15 protein-coding genes and 1 tRNA gene are annotated in these 17896 nt (G+C 66.5%); 6 read left to right on the forward strand and 10 right to left on the reverse strand.

Annotated features, from left to right (window positions below):
* The first annotated feature begins 64 nt into the window (after nt 1-64).
* Complete coding sequence (locus tag ACFQPG_RS08305) at nt 65-2716, forward strand: valine--tRNA ligase (RefSeq protein ID WP_380811949.1); 2652 nt, start codon at nt 65-67, stop codon at nt 2714-2716.
* Nucleotides 2717-2753: 37 nt separating this feature from the next.
* On the opposite strand, the gene ACFQPG_RS08310 is transcribed toward ACFQPG_RS08305, so the two are convergent.
* Nucleotides 2754-3653: a diacylglycerol/lipid kinase family protein gene (locus ACFQPG_RS08310; RefSeq protein WP_380811951.1), complete on the reverse strand. Its 900-nt coding sequence runs from the start codon at nt 3651-3653 to the stop codon at nt 2754-2756.
* A 132-nt stretch (nt 3654-3785) separates the two neighbouring features.
* On the opposite strand from ACFQPG_RS08310, the gene hemB reads away from it, so the two are divergent.
* Both hemB and ACFQPG_RS08320 read left to right on the forward strand, forming a co-directional pair.
* The gene (hemB, locus tag ACFQPG_RS08315; protein ID WP_380811953.1) at nt 3786-4781 is read left to right on the forward strand and encodes a porphobilinogen synthase; all 996 of its coding nucleotides are present in this window, start codon (nt 3786-3788) and stop codon (nt 4779-4781) included.
* Nucleotides 4774-5355 (forward strand): GNAT family N-acetyltransferase, encoded by a 582-nt coding sequence (locus ACFQPG_RS08320; RefSeq protein WP_380811955.1) that lies wholly within the window; start codon nt 4774-4776, stop codon nt 5353-5355. Before hemB ends, ACFQPG_RS08320 begins: the two co-directional genes overlap by 8 nt.
* Here the strand turns inward: ACFQPG_RS08320 and ACFQPG_RS08325 are convergent.
* The gene (locus ACFQPG_RS08325; protein ID WP_380811957.1) at nt 5352-5840 is read right to left on the reverse strand and encodes a hypothetical protein; all 489 of its coding nucleotides are present in this window, start codon (nt 5838-5840) and stop codon (nt 5352-5354) included. The genes ACFQPG_RS08320 and ACFQPG_RS08325 overlap by 4 nt on opposite strands.
* A gap of 100 nt (nt 5841-5940) precedes the next feature.
* Here ACFQPG_RS08325 and ACFQPG_RS08330 point away from each other — a divergent pair.
* Nucleotides 5941-6017, forward strand: a tRNA-Arg gene (locus ACFQPG_RS08330).
* Between the two features lie 412 nt (nt 6018-6429).
* Here the strand turns inward: ACFQPG_RS08330 and ACFQPG_RS08335 are convergent.
* The 3 genes from ACFQPG_RS08335 to ACFQPG_RS08345 all read right to left on the reverse strand — a co-directional run bounded on the left by ACFQPG_RS08335 (nt 6430) and on the right by ACFQPG_RS08345 (nt 10431).
* Nucleotides 6430-9612: a TRCF domain-containing protein gene (locus ACFQPG_RS08335; protein ID WP_380811959.1), complete on the reverse strand. Its 3183-nt coding sequence runs from the start codon at nt 9610-9612 to the stop codon at nt 6430-6432.
* A 75-nt stretch (nt 9613-9687) separates the two neighbouring features.
* Nucleotides 9688-10116: a DUF6766 family protein gene (locus tag ACFQPG_RS08340; protein ID WP_380811961.1), complete on the reverse strand. Its 429-nt coding sequence runs from the start codon at nt 10114-10116 to the stop codon at nt 9688-9690.
* Nucleotides 10117-10248: 132 nt separating this feature from the next.
* Nucleotides 10249-10431 carry a hypothetical protein gene (locus tag ACFQPG_RS08345; protein WP_380811963.1) on the reverse strand — a complete coding sequence of 61 codons (183 nt, stop codon included), beginning with the start codon at nt 10429-10431 and terminating at the stop codon, nt 10249-10251.
* A 193-nt stretch (nt 10432-10624) separates the two neighbouring features.
* On the opposite strand from ACFQPG_RS08345, the gene ACFQPG_RS08350 reads away from it, so the two are divergent.
* Nucleotides 10625-10870 (forward strand): hypothetical protein, encoded by a 246-nt coding sequence (locus tag ACFQPG_RS08350; RefSeq protein WP_380811965.1) that lies wholly within the window; start codon nt 10625-10627, stop codon nt 10868-10870.
* Nucleotides 10871-11190: 320 nt separating this feature from the next.
* On the opposite strand, the gene ACFQPG_RS08355 is transcribed toward ACFQPG_RS08350, so the two are convergent.
* From ACFQPG_RS08355 to ACFQPG_RS08375, 5 genes are all read right to left on the reverse strand, one after another.
* Nucleotides 11191-11535: a hypothetical protein gene (locus ACFQPG_RS08355; RefSeq protein WP_380811967.1), complete on the reverse strand. Its 345-nt coding sequence runs from the start codon at nt 11533-11535 to the stop codon at nt 11191-11193.
* Nucleotides 11536-11632: 97 nt separating this feature from the next.
* Nucleotides 11633-12886 (reverse strand): N-succinylarginine dihydrolase, encoded by a 1254-nt coding sequence (locus ACFQPG_RS08360; protein WP_380813094.1) that lies wholly within the window; start codon nt 12884-12886, stop codon nt 11633-11635.
* Nucleotides 12883-13896: an arginine N-succinyltransferase gene (locus tag ACFQPG_RS08365; protein ID WP_380811969.1), complete on the reverse strand. Its 1014-nt coding sequence runs from the start codon at nt 13894-13896 to the stop codon at nt 12883-12885. Before ACFQPG_RS08365 ends, ACFQPG_RS08360 begins: the two co-directional genes overlap by 4 nt.
* Nucleotides 13893-15101 (reverse strand): hydrolase, encoded by a 1209-nt coding sequence (locus tag ACFQPG_RS08370; RefSeq protein WP_380811971.1) that lies wholly within the window; start codon nt 15099-15101, stop codon nt 13893-13895. The genes ACFQPG_RS08365 and ACFQPG_RS08370 overlap by 4 nt, the downstream gene beginning before the upstream one ends.
* A gap of 133 nt (nt 15102-15234) precedes the next feature.
* Nucleotides 15235-15702, reverse strand: coding sequence for an RNA pyrophosphohydrolase (locus ACFQPG_RS08375; protein ID WP_380811973.1), 468 nt, complete (start codon nt 15700-15702; stop codon nt 15235-15237).
* Between the two features lie 160 nt (nt 15703-15862).
* On the opposite strand from ACFQPG_RS08375, the gene ACFQPG_RS08380 reads away from it, so the two are divergent.
* On the forward strand, nt 15863-17836 hold the full coding sequence (locus ACFQPG_RS08380; protein ID WP_380811975.1) for a 2-oxoacid:acceptor oxidoreductase subunit alpha: 1974 nt from the start codon (nt 15863-15865) through the stop codon (nt 17834-17836).
* Nucleotides 17837-17896: the final 60 nt, after the last annotated feature.

Genomic DNA, 17896 nt, shown 5'->3' on the forward strand with positions numbered 1-17896 from the left:
AAGAACACTGGATTGCTTCGCCTTCGGCTCGCAATGACGGGAAGGGCACGCTAACGGGCTCGGGATGACCGACCTGCCGAAGACGTTCGAACCGGGCCCTATCGAGGCCCGCTGGTACAGCCATTGGGAAGAGCAGGGGCTGTTCCGCCCCGAGCGCGAGAGCGCCGAACCATTCACCATCGTCATGCCGCCGCCCAATGTCACCGGCTCGCTGCACATCGGGCATGCGCTCGACAACACGCTGCAGGACATCCTTACTCGCCGCGCGCGGATGCAGGGCAAGGACGCGCTGTGGGTGGTCGGCACCGACCACGCCGGGATCGCGACGCAGATGGTGGTCGAACGGCAGCTCGGCGAGCAGCAGCAGAAGCGCACCGACTTCACTCGCGACAAATTCGTCGAGAAAGTCTGGCAGTGGAAGGAAGAGAGCGGCGGCCAGATCACCCGCCAGCTGCGCCGCCTTGGCGCCTCGTGCGACTGGTCGAACGAGCGCTTCACCATGGACGAGGGGTTCTCGAAAGCGGTCACCCACGTTTTCATTGAGCTGCACAAGCGCGGGCTCCTGTACCGCGACAAGCGGCTGGTGAACTGGGACCCCAAGTTCCAGACCGCCATCTCCGACCTGGAGGTCGAAACCAACGAGGTTCCCGGCAAGTTCTGGACCCTGCGCTATCCGCTCGCCGATGGCTCGGGTTACGTCGAGGTAGCGACTACGCGGCCCGAGACGATGCTCGCGGACATGGCGGTCGCGGTGCATCCAGACGACGAACGCTACCGCGATATTGTCGGCAAGCAGGTCCGCCTGCCGATCACGGGGCGCCTGATCCCGATCGTCACCGACGAGCATGCCGATCCGGAGCTCGGCTCCGGCGCGGTGAAGATCACGCCGGGGCACGACTTCAACGACTTCGACGTCGGTAGGCGCTCAGGCTTCAAGGCCGCCGACATGCTCAACATGCTCGATGCGTCAGCGCACGTCTGCCAGACGCAGGACGGCCTTATCCCCGAGGACCTGCTCGGCCGAGAGCGTTTCGACGCCCGCCGCCGGGTGGTCGAGTTGCTCGAAGCGGAAGGCGCACTGGTCAAGGTCGAGGACCGCACCATCGCCACTCCCTTCGGCGACCGCTCCGGCGTGGTGATCGAACCATGGCTGACCGACCAATGGTATGTGGATGCGGCCAAGCTTGTGGGCCCGGTGCTGGAGGCGACGCGTTCGGGCAAGATCAAGATCGTGCCAGAGAGCTGGTCAAAGACCTGGTTCAACTGGCTGGAAAACATCCAGCCTTGGTGCGTGAGCCGTCAGCTCTGGTGGGGGCACCGGATACCGGCGTGGTTCGACGATCAGGGCAACGTCTTCGTCGCGGAAACTGAAGAGGAGGCTCGCACCAAAGCTGGCGACCGTCTGCTTAGGCAGGATGAAGACGTCCTCGACACCTGGTTCTCCTCCGCCCTTTGGCCGTTCGCCACGCTCGGCTGGCCCGAGCAGACGGCGGACCTCCAGCGCCACTATCCCAACGACGTGCTCATTTCTGGCTTCGACATCCTGTTCTTCTGGGATGCGCGGATGGCGATGCAGGGGCTGGAGTTCATGGGGGAGGTGCCTTGGAAGACCCTCTACCTCCACGGCCTGGTCCGTGATGCGCAGGGTCAGAAGATGTCCAAGTCGAAGGGCAACACGGTTGATCCGCTCGGCCTGATCGACAAGTATGGCGCCGACGCGCTGCGCTTCACGCTTGCGGCGATGGAGAGCCAGGGGCGCGACATCAAGCTCGATGAAAAGCGCGTCGAGGGCTACCGCAACTTCGCCACCAAGCTGTGGAACGCCGCCCGCTTCCTGCAGATGAACGGCGTCGGCGCGTCGCGGAGCATCGCGGCTCCGCAAGCCACCCTCCCGGTCAATCGCTGGATCATCGGCGAGGTGGTCGAGACGCTCGACAAGCTCAACAGGGCCTTCGAGGATCTCCGCTTCGACGGCATGGCCGACGCCATTTACCACTTCACCTGGGGCACGTTCTGCGACTGGTATGTGGAGCTGGTGAAGGGCGCCTTCGACGAGGAAACCAAGGCGGTCGCGGCCTGGGCGTTCGACCAGATCCTCGTGATGCTCCACCCGTTCATGCCCTTCGTCACTGAAGAACTGTGGCGCAACATGGCGGATGAGACGGACCCGCGGCCCTACGATTTGATCGTGGCCAGATGGCCGGAACCGCAGGCAAACGTCGACAGAGCTGCAAAAACGAAGGTCGGGCAAGCAATCGGGGTGATTGACGCGGTGCGGGCAATGCGCGCCGAGTTGAATGTTCCTTGGACCGCAAGCCTGACTCCTCACGTAATTACCGATGAGGCCAACCTTGCAGCCGCGGGCGAGGCAATTTCCGCAATGGGCCTATTTGCCTCGCAGCTTAAGCTGATGGCGAAACTTGATCCGGCCGTGGAGGTCAGCGCACCGCCACCCTCATCGGCGCAAATCGTTGTGAACGGCTCAACGATCGCCTTCCCACTTGAGGGTGCGATTGACCTCGACGCCGAGCGCGCGCGCCTCGCCAAGGCGATCGCCGCCGCCGAGAAGGACCGCGACAGCCTGGCCGCGCGCCTCGGCAACCCGAGCTTCACCGAGCGCGCCAAGCCGGAGGCGGTGGAGAAAGCCCGTGCCGACCACGCCGCCCGGGCGGCCGAGGCGGAGCGGCTCGGGGCTGCGCTGGCGCGATTAGGGTAGATCCTCAACCGTTCGCTGAGAGCGAACGGGTGTGGGGTCAGGCGCTGTCCGCCGGCGCCGCGACCCATACTGCCGAGCGCGCGACGCTAACCGTGACCGGCGTCTTGGCCGACAACTCGCCGTCGATGGAAATCTTCTGCGCTGGGCGGGCCCGGAGCTTCAACTCGCGGCCGTGGAACTCGGTCGTGGTCTGCTTGCGCGCGCGCAGCTTGAACAGGGTCGTGAACCAGCTCCAGGCGAGCCCGAACAGGCTGCGCCCGGTCACTGCCTGAACCACGATCTCGCCGCTCTGCAGGCTGGCATCCTCCACCAGCTCGACGCCGCCGTGAAACCGCCCGTTCGCGATGCGCGCCTCGGTTGCCCATACCTTTTGGACGGATCGCCCGTCGTCGATCGTCAGCCGGAACGGGCGGAACTTGAACGCGACCCGCACCGCCCACATCAGGTAGCCCACCATGCCGAGATATTTCTTGAGCTTGTGCGGCACCGTTTCCGCGATCATCGGCGACAGCCCCATCGCGGCTGCGTTGGCGAAATAATCGCCATCGATGCAGCCAAGGTCGATCCGCTTGCGCTTGCCCGTTGCAATCACCTGCACCGCGCCCGGCACGTCCAGCGGGATCCCGAGGGTGCGTGCGAAGCTGTTGGCGGTGCCCAGCGGCAGCAGCGCGAACACCGTGTCCGACCCGAGGAAATCATCGATGGTGGAAGACAGGGACCCATCGCCGCCGCCGACAATGATCATCGGTGCCCGGTCGGCCAGCGCCCGCTGCACGCAGCCGCGGATTTTCTCCGGATCCTTGACGGCGAACGCACCCGCCAATTGCACGCCGGCCTGCGTCAACTCCCTGCACGCTTCCTCGAACGCTTCCGCGCCCTTTCGGCTTTGCGCGTTGACAACCAGCACGGCCTGTTTCGGTAGCGCATCGGTTTCCATGGCGGGCTCAATGCTTGGCACAGCAACCGTATCCGTCATTCGCACGGAAGCACGACCTCATCTGCGAAACTAACGTCATTCATATAGAAGATGGATTCCCGCCGCCGGAGGATTGACGGTATGGGGTGTGCCATGAACCAGGCCTCCTTTCCTGCCGTCCGGATGCGGCGCGGCCGATCCAGCGCATGGATGCGGGCCATGCTGGCCGAGCATCGATTGCATCCGTCCGACCTGATCCTGCCGTTGTTCGTCTGCGCCGGCGAAGGGTGCGAGGAGCCGATCCCGAGCCTTCCCGGGGTGAGCCGCTGGACGGTTGACCGCATCGGCGCCCAGGCGAAAGCCGCAGCGGCGCTCGGCATCCCCTGCGTGGCCCTGTTCCCCAACACGCCGACGGCCCAGCGTAGCGAGCGGGCCGAAGAGGCGCTCAACCGCGACAACCTGATCTGCCGCGCGGTCAAGGCGGTGAAGGAGGCCTGTCCCGACATCGGCATCCTGACCGACGTCGCGCTGGACCCGTATACGGCGCACGGTCATGACGGGCTGGTCGACGATCGCGGCTGTGTGCTCAACGACGACACCGTCGCGGTCCTTGTTGAGCAGGCACTGGTCCAGGCCGAGGCAGGCGCAGATATCGTCGCTCCGTCGGACATGATGGACGGGCGGGTCGGAGCGATCCGCGCAGGGCTCGAGCGGGCAGGTCACTGCGACACGGCGATCATGGCCTATGCCGCGAAATACGCCTCCGCCTTCTACGGTCCATTCCGCGAGGCGGTTGGTTCGCGTGGGCTGCTGAAGGGGGACAAGCGCGGTTACCAGATGGACCCGGCCAACGCCGCCGAGGCGATGCGCGAAGTCGCGCTGGACGTGGCGGAGGGCGCGGACATGGTGATGGTCAAGCCCGGCCTGCCCTACCTCGACATCGTCGCCGCAGTCCGCCGCGATTTCAGCTTGCCGGTGTTCGCCTACCAGGTGAGCGGCGAATACGCGATGATCGAGCATGCCGTCGCGGCGGGGGCTGGGGAGCGCGATGCACTGATCCTGGAAACGCTGTTGGCCTTCAAGCGCGCCGGTGCGACCGGCGTCCTCACCTACCACGCGCTGGATGCGGCGCGCCTGATCCATGGCTGAGGTGGTCGCGGAGACGGAGCGCCTGCGGCTCAGGACCTGGGATGACGCCAGCAAGGCCGAGTTCGCGCGGGTGACGAACACGCCGGCCGTGATGCGCTGGCTTGGCGGCGTTGCCGATCTGGACAAACTGGCCGCTGCATTCGATCGGCTGGACCAGTATCAGACGGACTTCGGACACACATTCTGGGCGGTCGAGCGCAAATCTGACGGCGCCCTGCTTGGTTTCTGCGGACTGAAGCGGGTTAACTCGCCCGGCGGCGAAGCGCTTCATGGCACGTTCGAGATTGGCTGGCGCCTCCGTGAGGACGCGTGGGGCCAGGGCTACGCCAAGGAAGCGGCGATCGCTTCGATGGATTTGGCGTTCGACCATTACGGCGCAAGCCATGTGGTTGCACTCACCGTTCCGGGCAACCGTGACAGCCAGGGCCTGATGCGGCGGCTCGGCATGATCCGCCGTGAGGACCTCGACTTTGTCGACGAGCGCTTCCCGTTACCGTCGGAACTCAACCTAACGATCGTTCATCGAATAGACGCAGCCGACTGGCCGGCCGCGCGGGCGAAAGCCCTGGCCTAGAGCCGGCCTTGCGCGGCGGCGACGCGCTGGTGCTGGCGCCGGTCGATCGTTCCGATGGCGTCGGCGGCCGCCGCAAGCTGCGCCTCGTCCGCCGGCGACACACCCCCGCGGCTGTTGACCAGCGCGGTTCCGAGTGCATCAACGTCGGCGAGCGCCCGGGTGACCGGCGCCCGCTCGGCGATGGCGCCGGACAGGGCTTGCTGCGCCGCGATCCAGCTCTCGCTCTGGCGCGCGCCGGCAGTGGCGGCGAGCCGCTCCGCAGCGGCCATCGCCGCGTCGAACCGGCCTTCCGCGGCACGGGCCTGCTGCACCAGCATGGCGAGTTGCGCCCCCAGGTCCGCACTAGCCGGGATCGACCCGCTGCGATCCTCGACCGGCAGCCGCGGATCGATCGCCTCGGCCGGGCGCGGCGCAAGGGACGGAGCATCACTGGCGGAAGCACATCCGGCGAGGACCATCGGCAGCAGGAGGGCGAAGCGGTTCATGGCCGGGGTGTAGGCAACCGCCTGCTCGGGCGCAATTGCGGGCAAGGGCGACAACAGGGTTGCACCTCGCCGCCCATCCCCCTAAGTGCCCCCACGGCACGCGCCCGTAGCTCAGCTGGATAGAGCATCAGACTACGAATCTGAGGGTCGGACGTTCGAATCGTTCCGGGCGCGCCATTTTCCCTTCACCATGGTTCTCGAAGCGCCTCGCAGGCGCTCTGCGCCCGCCTGCACGTGGGTTACCCGCATGCGGGTCGTATCGGCCATCGTGGCAGCAAAGCAGTGGACGCTGTCCGGAGTCGGGACACCCATCGGCCCCGATAACTGATTGAATTAAGTGAGTTCATTAATTAAGTAACAGTCCGTAAACGACTCGCGCGGGGCGGGGCGTTATGTGCTCTACGATGCGAATAACGGAAACCTGTATTACGATGCCGATGGCAACGGAGGCGGCGCCCGGTCCTGATCGCAACCCTGACCGTGATCAACACGACCGTGGATGCGACGGACTTCTTCGTGATCTAGCGCTCGCGAAAGTTCTGCAAGCCGACACCGGCCCGATCGTCCGGGCAGGTGTCGGCTAAGCGGATCAGACGTCGCGGGCTTCGAGGTCGCCCAGCAGGGCCTCCGTGCGGACGAGCCGGCCCAACGGATCGTCCAGGGCGCCGCGGAGCAGCAGCCGGCCGTTCTTCTCTTCCACTTCCGCTGGTACCTTTGGCAGTGGCCCGCGCGGAGTGAGCGCAATGGCGGCGGGGCCAGCATCGACTTTCTCGATCCCAGCGCTGCGTGCCAGCACCCGCACCCGCGCGATTGCCAGCAAGCGCTGTGCATCTTCGGGAAGCTCGCCGAACCGGTCGGCAAGCTCCTCCTCGAACGCCTCGAGGGCCGCCACCTCCTTGATCCGTGCCAACCGGATGTAGAGATCGACGCGGGTCTCTTCCTCGGGAATCCACTCAGCGGGCAGGAGGCCGCCAGCGCCGAGATTCAGGACCGGGCTCCACTCGTCCACCTGCTCGCCGCGTGCTTCGCGCAACGCGGCGTGCAGCAGATGCTGGTACAAGTCGACGCCGATCAGCTTCATGTGGCCCGACTGCTCGTCGCTGAGGAGGTCGCCCGCGCCGCGCATGTCGAGGTCGCGGGCGCTGATGGCGAACCCTGCGCCGAGCCGGTCGAACGCCTGCAGCGTATTGAGCCGGGTCAGGGTGCGCGGGGCGATCTGCGCGTCCGGCTCCGTCAGCAGGTAGATCTGCCCGCGCCTCGCACCCCGGCCGACCCGCCCGCGGAGCTGGTGCAGCTGTGATAGTCCGAAACGATCGGCCCGCCACACGATCATGGTATTGGCGCGCGGTACGTCGAGCCCCGCCTCGATGATGTTCGTTGCAAGCAGCACGTCCCCATCGCCTCCGGCGAAGCGCACCATGGCTTCGTCGATTTCGGAAGCGGGCATCTTCCCGTGCGCCTGCAGCAGCTCCAGCTCGGGGACCAGCTTGACCAGGTGCGCGGCCATCCGCTCGATGTCCTCGATGCGCGGCACCACGACAAAGCTTTGCCCGCCGCGGCTTCGCTCACGCAGCAAGGCGGTGCGCACCGTGTCCGGGTCGAAGGCGGCGACGGTCGTCCGGATGGGCTGCCGACGCGCCGGCGGGGTGGCGATCACCGACATCTGCTGCAATCCCACAAGGGCGCTCTGCAAGGTGCGCGGGATCGGTGTCGCGCTGAGCGCCAGCACATGGCCCGCGCCAAGGGCCCGCAGCTTGGCCTTGTCGGCAGCTCCGAACCGCTGTTCCTCGTCGATGATCACCAGTCCGAGGTCGGCGTAGCGCAGCGTCTTGCCCGCGACCGCCCCGGTTCCCACCACGACGTGGATCGACCCGTCCTTCAGCCCAGCCGCGACGCGCTTTTTCTCCGCTGCGGAGGTCAGGCGCGAATAGCCCGCCACCTCGATCCCGCTGTCGGCGAAGCGCTCGCGGAACGTCTCCAGATGCTGCCGGGCGAGAACGGTTGTCGGCGCCGCCAGCACGACCTGCTTGCCCGCCAGCGCCGCGATTGCGGCAGCGCGTAGCGCCACTTCGGTCTTCCCGTAGCCCACGTCCCCGATCACCAGCCGGTCCATCGGCTTGCCTGCCGACAGGTCGCTTCGCACCGCCTCGATCGCGCGAGCCTGGTCTGCCGTCTCGGTAAACGGAAACCCTGCCGCAAAGCTTTCGTAGGCTGCGGCATCGGGCTCCAGCACCGGGGCGGTCTGCTTGATACGCTCCGCCGCCAGCGCGACCAGACCGCGCGCACTTTGCGCCACGCTCGCAGCAATCTCGCCGCTCCGCTTTTCCCAGCTTGACCCGTCAAGCTTGTCCAGCGTCACGGCATCCTCGTCCGCACCATAACGCCAGATCCGGTCAGCGTCGGACACTGGCACCAGCCGCCGGGTCTCGCCCGCGAAACGCAGAGCGAGCGCGTCGCCCGCCTCGTCGGGGAGCGCCTCCAGGCCGGCTACGACAGCGATGCCATGATCCTCATGGACGACCACGTCGCCAATGCGGATCTCGCCGAAGTCGAACAACTGCGCGTCGCTTCGGCCCGCCTGGTCGCTGTCCCGCTGCGCCCGGCTGCCGATCAGGTCGGCGGCTGAGATGGCAAGCGTGTCGCCCATCCTGAAGCCGCGCGGTACCGGCATCTCCAGCAGTTGAATGGTCCCGATCGGCGCCGCGATCGCCTCCGCCCAAGTGGTCGCACGCTGCGGTTCGGCTCCGACCGATCGGCTAACCCGGGCGGCGATGAAGCGCAGATCTCGCTCGCTGCCCAGAAGCACCACCCGACCGTTCTTCAGCGCTTCGAGCACCGCCTTGGCCGAAGCCCGGGCAGGGGAGCGCATCTCGACGAAACGGGGCGGTGGATCGCCGAAATCCTCGGCCAGCTCCGCTTCGGCATGCTCCTGGAGGGCCGCGCTCCACCGCTGGTCGGGGCAGATATCGCACATGGCCCGCTTCGGCCGGCGCCTGGCGGCATCCGCGGCGAGCGCCAGGAAGCGCCGCCGGCGCCGATCCGCACCGGCGTCCAGGGCGAGGGCGGCGCCCGGCAGATGGTCGAGCAGGGTCACCCCCTCGCCGAGCGCGGGCTCGCTGACCCGACCAAGCTCCAGCCGCTCGCACTCGCCGTTGGTCAGCTGGGTAGCGGCGTCATACGGCCGGATGGAGACGATGCGTCCATCCTGGACTTCGATCCGGAATGGCTCGCCGGCATCGGCTGGAAAGACATCGATCACCTGACCCCGGACAGCCAGCTCGCCCGGCTCGTCGACGCGATCGTCCTCTATGTACCCCAGGTCCTCCAGCTTGGCCGCGAACGCTTGCAGATCGAGTTCCTGCCCGTTTTCCACCAGCGGCGGCGCTGCGTCGAACCGGTCGGGAGCGGGGTAGAGGCGGGCGGCCGCTTCGCCGGTGGACACCAAGGCGATCCGCGGCCGCTCCTTCTCGCCAAGCGTCGCCCGCAAGCGTCGAAACGCCGCGGTGCGCTGGCCCACGTTGGATGGGGAGGGCGGCGCCGCATCGCCTGGCAGCGAGTCGCTGGCCGGGCAAAGGACCACCAGCACGTCCGGAGCGCCGCCCTGCAGCGCGCGCGCCAGCTCCAGCGCTCGTGGCTCGTCCGCGGCGAGCACGATGACATCCTGCTGTTTCAGCGCCGCCAACAGCGCCGCCGCATATTCGCCGAGCGGCCTTCTTTCTTCAGCCGAGCGCTTTGGCTCGGCCGCATCCACGTCTTTGATGGCGGTCGCCATTCACGTCCCTTACCCGCTGGAGCGACTGCCCGAACGGGTCAGGAACCGCTGCGTTCCGCTCGCTCGCGGCTCAACTCATTGCCGCGCCAATTCCTTCCCGGCAGTCTTCGACAACTCCGACCCGTGGCCGTGCGGAGTCGAGCCGCTATGCCGTTCGTATTCATGGTCGATTCGGGCGATCAGCTCATCCGCCTTGTCTCCTCCGATCGCGCGCAGGATCGCGTCGATCTTGACCTCCGAGCGGTCGTCATTCTCCTTCGACGAAGGCGACCCGACATAGAGGAAGTAGGCGAGCCCGACGACCTGCCATAGCAGTTGGAGAAACTCCGACTGCCAGTTCTCGAACGTATCGCGCATCATCTCGTTGAGGTAGCCGGCCCATTCGGCCGTCTGGCCATGCTGCTGGGCCTCGTCGGCGAACGCCCGCCATCCGAAGAACCAGTGCAACCCTAGGGACACCAGGAAAAAGGTCGCCGTGATCCACGCATAGGCATATTTACGCATCCCGTTCCTCCACACGCATTTTGTTCTGCGTGTGAAACGAACGCTACAACTGTAGGTTGCAGAGTAGATGCTGCCCGCAAGTCAGTTCAGGCTGGAGGGAGGGCCCCGAACTATTCCCTGGCTCGAAGGGCCTCAGGCTGCTGGCGCGAGCTGGTCGCACTCCGCGGCCCGGGCGGCGAACTGCCGGGCCAGCTTGGCATGCCATTCGCGTGCGGCATCGGTCATGGAACGCTGCGCGGCGAGCCGCTCTTCGGCTGCACGCCGGCTGTAATAACGCTGGTTCGACTCCACTGGCCCGCCCTCGCCTTTGCTCACGAACGTAGGTTCCCCGACGAGCAACTCTGCTCCCGATTTCCTTCCGAATGGTTAATGGCGCGCGACGCGCCTTGTCCCGGTGGAGGACAGACCTGTGCTTCCGGGGTGACAGGTTCCCCGAAGAAGCAGATCATCGACGAAACCGAACGACTCACCGCTCGTTGGACCCGAAACAGAGTCAAAGGACATGCCCATGCTGACCTCCATTGCTCATGCTCATCGGTCTTTCGATCCCGCCAAGCGCGGCTACCATGCAGTCTACCGCGAAAATGCGGTGAACCATTGCCCCGGCTGTGGTCGCTCGCATTGGATTATCGGCCGCATGCTGGCCGAGTGCGGGTTCTGCGCCACCGCGCTTCCGCTAAGCGAGGCGTCCGCCGCCGGCCACGCCAGCTTCATGCGCCGGGGTGGACACGGGATGCACGCCCACGCGGCCTAAGCAGCGTAGCCCGCTTTAACGCGGGCGCCCTCTGCGCTATAATCGTCATGTGAAAACGGCTCGCCTCCTCCTTGCGGCGGGGCTTCTCGCCTGGGCTCCCTCGGTAACGGCCGCGTCCGGCGACTTCATGCTTGTCAACGGCACCGGCCAGACGCTGAGCGAACTCAGCTTCCGCCCTGCGGAGGGCGGCAGCTGGAGGCCGCTGGCCGGCGGCGCGATCGGGGGCGGAGGCCGTCAGCCGGTCAGTCTGCCAGGCGAGACCTGCGCTTTCGATATCCGCGCGAAGCTACCCGGGGGTGGGCAGGTCACCTGGGCGGACGTCAATCTCTGCGATACGAAACTGGTGACCCTGAACCGGCGGGCCGACGGAACGAGCTGGGTCGACTACGGCTGATCCGCGGCGCGTGCCGCAATGGCACTGCCTGGCGCGGCGCAGCCGCCGCCTTGACCGGCTCCACCCGGACGCTGTCCAGCAGCTTGGCGCCGGCCAGGAACACGACCCCCGTGCAGGCAAGGAAAAACAGCCAGCCGGTGACGCCCGGATAGGTGTCGAGATACGTCCGGCCCCGCTCGACCGCGCCGAGGGAGATGGCCCAGATCACCAGCCACGCCTCCCAGCGTGTCTTGATCACGAACAAACGGCCAAGACGCTTCACCATCGTCATTGGTTAAGCAACGGCCATGCCAACGGCGCAGTTCCGCCGTTTTTCCGTTAATCATGCAGGTTAAACGTCAATTAACCCGACAGTGGTGAGTACCCGATCAGATCAACTCACCCAGGTTCAGCGCCTCCAGAAGCGCCGCCCGTGCCCGCTCCACCTGCGCAATCAACGCCGGGTCTCCAAGCTCGTCCACGTCAATGCGGTCTGGCCACTCGCGCCCAACCAAATCGACCAGCTGGTCGAGCCTGGACTCATCCACTAGGAAGCGCGGATCGATCGTCGCGGGATCAGCCACAACCCGGAGGCGGAGGCATGCCGGCCCGCCACCGTTGGCCATCGATTCACGAACGTCCACCACTTCGACCCGGCGGATGGCTCCATTGCCCGCCAGGTGCCGCTGAAGCCAGCCCCACACAGAAGCGGTTTCGTGGGCTTCCCCGGGGACGACCAGAGTCGTCACACCGTCAGGCGGGGTCACCAGCTGGGCGTTGAACAGGTAGGACCGGATCGCGTCATCCAGGCTGACCTCAGCGGTCGGAACCTCCACATATTCTAAGCCGGGCAACTTCTCGCCAAGCTCCTTCAAGAACCGCTCCTTGCCGGCGAACGCCAGTTCGTGCGCGAACAGGACCCGCTCGTTCGCCACCGCGACGACATCGTTGTGGAACGCCCCCGCCGCGATCGCCTCTTCCGATTGCTGCACGAACAAGGTCCGCGCCGGATCGAGCCGGTTCAGCCGGGCAATCGCCCGTGAGGCCTCGAGATGCTGACGCGCCGGGAACGCGCCGCCGCTCACGCCATAGACGAACACCTCCACCCCCAGGGCGTCGTGCCGCTCGGCCAGCCGCATGTGGTTGGCCGCACCTTCATCGCCGAACGCGGGTGGCACCGGGGCGTGGACCGCGAAGTGCCGCTCGTCGGCAAAGGCGACGCGCAGCTGTGCCATGGTCGCCAGCCATTCGTGGCTGCGATGGGGCATGGTTCGAAGGTTGGCGACAGTCAGGTGAGTCCGCCCATCAGCGGTGTCCGGGGCCGGGGACACAGTCGCAGCATTGGCCGCCCACATGGCCGACGCGGACATTGCGTTGGCCCGTAATACCGCATCCGCTTGCGCAGCGTCCGTCCCAAGATCCGCCAGCCAAGCGCGCGCGGGGCGCGGCTGCGGCACGAACAGGCCTTGCGCCAACCCGAGCCGCAGGTTGGCGCGCATCTTCTCCAGCCCCTGCAGCGCCGCCGCTCGGGGCCGGCTGACCGCCCCCGCATTACGCATTGCTGCCAGGTTGCCGAAGCTCAGGCCGGCGTAATTGTGGCTCGGCCCAACGATCCCGTCGAAATTGATCTCCCGCAGCATCAGCGGCTCACCGCCACGACGCTGTCGCCTTCGCCGATCTCGAGTAGCTCGGCCGCTTCATCGCTGATGCCGACTCCATCGTCGGTCCGCTGGATTTCGGCCATGCAAGCGCGGAACTGCTTCAGCCGCCCGGCCGCCAGCAGCACCTTCAACGGGCCTCCCGCCCCAACGCTGGCGACCCGCTCCTGGGTCGCCTCGCGCACCGTGCGGATCTGGTCGGTCCGCGCGGTCACCGTCGGACCGCCATCGAAAATGTCGACGTAGCGGTCGTACGCAAACCCTTCCTGCTCCAGCATGCGCAGCGCCGCGCGGCCGGTCGGGTGAGGCTGCCCCATCACCGCCCGGGCGCTTTCCGGAAGCATCGACACATAGATCGGCGTCTTGGGCATCAGGTCGGCGATGAACTGCGTTCCGTGCATCGCGTTGAACTGGTCCGCTTCCGGAAAGCTCATGTCGAAGAATCGCCCGGCCAGCGCGTCCCAGAACGGTGAATTGCCCGCCTCGTCCATGACCCCGCGTAGCTCCGCGATCACCCGGTCCCCGAACCGCTCGCGATGCTGCTTTATGAACAGATAGCGGCTACGGGCGAGCAGCAGGCCCAGGCCGCCGGCTCGCATCGCCGGGTGCAGGAACAACCCGCCGACCTCGCTCGATCCCTCGAGGTCCGTGGTCAGGGTCAGCGTCTGGTTGCGGAAGGTCTTGCCAAGCTCGGGCGACCATTGGGTCAGGGTCGACACGTGGTAGCTGTAGAACGCCTGGGTCACCCCGACCTGGCCGAACACCTGGCAGGTGCCTCGGATCAGCGGCTCCTTGGGATCTTCCAACATGAAGATGTAGCAGCTGTTGCTCTGGCTGTCCTCGCTCTGGGCGAAGGCGCTTTCCGAGTGGGCGAGCTTCTGCACGAGCGTGCCCTTGTCGGCTGGAAGGTTGGTGAACCCGCCGCCGGTCAGCTTGGCCATTTCGTACATGGCGTCGAAGTCGTCCGCGCGCGCCGGACGCACCCGGAAGCTCATTGCGCGCCTGCCGCCAGGCGAAGAACGGTCAGCGCCGACAGCGCCGCGCGCTCGGCCAGAGACTCGACGATCAGATATTCCTCCATGCTGTGGATCTTGCCGCCGCGCACGCCCATTGTGTCCACTACCGGCACCCCGCATGCGGCGATGTTGTTGCCGTCGCACACGCCGCCGGACGGCTGCCAGCCGATGCTCTGGCCGAGGTCGGCACCCGCCTGCCGAACCAGCCCAAACAGGCGCTCCGCACCCGCGCTCATCGGCTTGGGCGGACGGCCAAAGCCGCCGTGCACGTGCACCTGGACGTCATGCTCGGCCGCCACCATGGCCACGGCCGCATCGATCAGGCTCTGCGCCCGAGCCTGGTCCTCGGCGGTGGCCGGTCGCAGGTTGACGCGCAGCACCGCGTGGTCCGGAACCACGTTGTTCGGTCCGCCGCCATCCACCCGCGCGACGTTGACCGACAGCCGTGGCCCCTTGCCCTTGTCCAGCCGCAGCGCGAGATCGGCGGCGGCGACGATCGCGTTGCGTCCATCTTCCGGATTGCGCCCGGCGTGGGCCGATCGTCCCGCAATCACGAAACTGAAATTGCCGCTGCCCGGCCGGGCCCCGGCGAGCGTCCCGTCCGGTAGCGCCGCGGGCTCATAGGTCAGCGCCGCCCGTTTTCCCCGCGCCGCCTGCGCGAGCAGCGCCGCGGAGGAGGGCGAACCGACCTCCTCGTCGGAGTTGATGACGATCTCATAGCCAAGCCCCGAGGCGAGGGAAGTGCTCTCGGCCGCCCTCAGCGCCGCGAGCATCACGGCGAGGCCGCCCTTCATGTCGGCGACGCCCGGCCCACCGAGCACGCCGGCCTCCTTCCAGGTCAGCGACTGGAACGGATGGTCGGCGCCATAGACCGTGTCCATGTGGCCGGTGAACAGCAGTTGCACCGGCGCGTCCGGCCGGACCATCAGGTGCAGGTGCCGTCCGTGGTCAAGCTCACGCACGCGTCCGTCCGGCTCGACATGCTTCACCGGTGCTGCTTGAACCAGGTTCAGTGTGCCCGGCAGGGCCGAGAAGGCCTCCGCCAGCATCGCTGCCATGGTGTCGAGGCCGACCAGGTTGGAAGACCCGCTGTTGACCGTCGCCCACTGCTCGACCTGGGCCAGCATCGGCTCCGCGCCCGCGCGCTCCACCGCATTGTGTTCGAGGCTCGTCAATTCCCCCATGGCCGAGCGCTCTAGCGAAGGGAGAAGGGGAAGGCCACATGCACGTCATTGCGAGCGGAGCGAAGCAATCCAGTTCTTCTTTCAGCGAAGATCACTCGATTGCCGCGGAGCCCGCGGCCCCTCGCAATGACGATCAAAGATACTCCGCCCAATGTTCGATCAGGCAGCGGTACAGGTCCCGTTTGAACGGCACGATGATGCCGGGAAGCTGGCGCGCGTCGATCCATTTCCAGTCGCAGAACTCCGGGTGCGCCGTGGCGATGTTCACGTCGCTCTGCCGGCCGAGGAAACGGCACAGGAACCAATCCTGCTCCTGCCCACGCCACTTGCCGCCCCACAGGTGCGGGCGAAGCTCGTCGGGAAGATCGTAGCGCAGCCGCTCCGGATGGTCCGCAACCCGCTCGACGAGGTGCGGCGGGATTCCCGTCTCCTCCTCGAGCTCGCGAAGCGCGGTTGCCCACGGCTGCTCGCCTGCGTCGATCCCGCCCTGCGGCATCTGCCAGGCCTCATCGGTATTATCGATCCGCCGCCCGACCCAGACCTGCTTGTCGGCGTTCAGCAGCATCACGCCGACCCCGCGGCGGTATTCGGTGTTGGTCATGTCCCGTCATTGCGAGGAGCGTGGCGACGAAGCAATCCAGTTTTCTTGCCGGAAGAAACTGGATCGCTTCGCTTTGCTCGCGATCACGCCGGCAACCCTCGCAATGCTGCCACAATGGGATTAGAGAGGAAGGGAACACCCTAAAATCGCAGGACTTCGCATGGCTACGGCCACACATCTCCTTACCCCCGAAGAATCGCACGCCGACGTTCACCCCGAAGCCGTGGTCGTCCGCTTTGCCGGCGACAGCGGCGACGGCATGCAGCTGACCGGCGGCCAGTTCACCCTGTCCACCGCGCTGGCCGGCAACGACCTATCGACCTTTCCGGATTTCCCGGCCGAGATCCGCGCGCCGCAAGGGACGACGTTCGGCGTCTCGGCGTTCCAGATCAATTTCGGTTCGGTCAGCATCGACACTGCCGGCGACCAGCCCGACGTGCTGATTGCGATGAACCCGGCGGCACTGAAGACCAATGTCGAGCAACTGCGCGACGGCGGGCTGATCATCGCGGACGAGGGCGAGTTCTCGCAGCGCAACCTCGCCAAGGCGGGCTACGACGCCAACCCACTGGAGGACGATAGCCTCCATCGCTGGCAGCTGGTCAAGTTCAACATCTCGCAGCTGACCCTCGATGCGGTCAAGCCGTTCGGCCTCGGCAACAAGGAGGCGCTGCGCTGCAAGAACATGTGGACGCTGGGTCTCGCGCTGTGGATGTTTGACCGCAGCCGTGAGCCGATCGTCGACTGGCTCAAAAGCAGGTTCGCCAAGGCGCCCCAACTCGCCGAAGCCAACATCGCGGCGCTCCACGCCGGCCACGCTTATGGCGAGACGGTGGAGCTGGGCGCCTCCATCAAGCCGCGCCACATCGATCCCGCGCCTGCGGAGCCAGGCCTTTACCGCACCGTTACCGGCGCCGAGGCGCTTGGCGTAGGGCTTGTCGCGGGCGCGCAGCTGGCCGGCCTGCCGATGTTCTTCGGCTCCTATCCGATCACCCCGGCCTCGCCGATCCTTCACCACCTGTCGCGCCTGAAGGAGTTCGGAATCACGACCTTCCAGGCGGAGGACGAGATTGCTGCAATTTGCGCCGCGATCGGTGCCTCCTATGCGGGGCAGCTTGGCGTCACCTCGTCGTCCGGCCCCGGCATCGCGCTCAAGACCGAGGCGATCGGCCTTGCCGTCATTACCGAGCTGCCGCTGGTGATCGTCAACTCGCAGCGTGGCGGGCCCTCGACCGGCTTGCCCACCAAGACCGAGCAGTCCGACCTTTATCAGGCGGTCTATGGCCGCAACGGCGACGCTCCGCTGCCGGTGATCGCCGCCCGCTCGCCGGCGGATGCGTTCGACTGCGCAATCGAGGCGTGCCGCCTTGCGGCCCACTACATGACCCCGGTGATGCTGCTGACCGACGGCTACATCGCCAATGCTGCCGAGCCGTGGAAGGTGCCGGACATGAGCACCTACCAGCCATTCCCGATCTCGTTCTTCGACGAGGCTCCGGGGGAGAGTGCCAAGGTCCTTCCGTTCGAGCGCGACGCCAAGCTCGCCCGCCGCTGGATCAAACCGGGTACGCCGGGCCTGATGCATCGCATTGGTGGCATCGAGAAGAAGCCCGGCAGCGGCGACATCGACTATTCGCCGACCGCCCACGCCGAAATGACTCGGGTTCGCGCCGCCAAGATCGCTGGGATCGCGGACAGCATCCCGGACCAGGACGTGTGCCTCGGCAATGAGGGTGGGCGGCTCGCCGTGGTCGGCTGGGGGTCGACTTTCGGGCCGATCCACCAAGCGGTCCGCCGCATGCGGGCACGCGGCCTGGACGTCAGTCACATCCACCTGCGCCACATCGCGCCGATGCCGAAAAATCTCGGCCCGCTGCTCCAAAGCTACGACCGGATCATCGTGCCCGAGATGAACACCGGCCAGCTGAAGACCATCCTCCGCGATCTTTTCCTGGTCGACGCGAGATCGCTGACCAAGGTTTCGGGCCAGCCTTTCCGCATCTCCGAGATCGAGGAAGCGATCGAAGAGGCGCTCGCCGGACAGGTCGGCGGCGATCTTCCGGCCGACCCAACCCAGCTGCCCGAGCCGGAATCCGGCCGTGACCCCGGCATTGGCCAGAGTACGGCGGCATGAAACCGATCAACGCATTTCCGCTGATCATGATGCTGATCATCGTCCTTTTCCTCGTCTACT

The sequence above is a fragment of the Sphingomonas sp. GCM10030256 genome (assembly GCF_042666415.1).
Lineage (GTDB): Bacteria > Pseudomonadota > Alphaproteobacteria > Sphingomonadales > Sphingomonadaceae > Sphingomicrobium.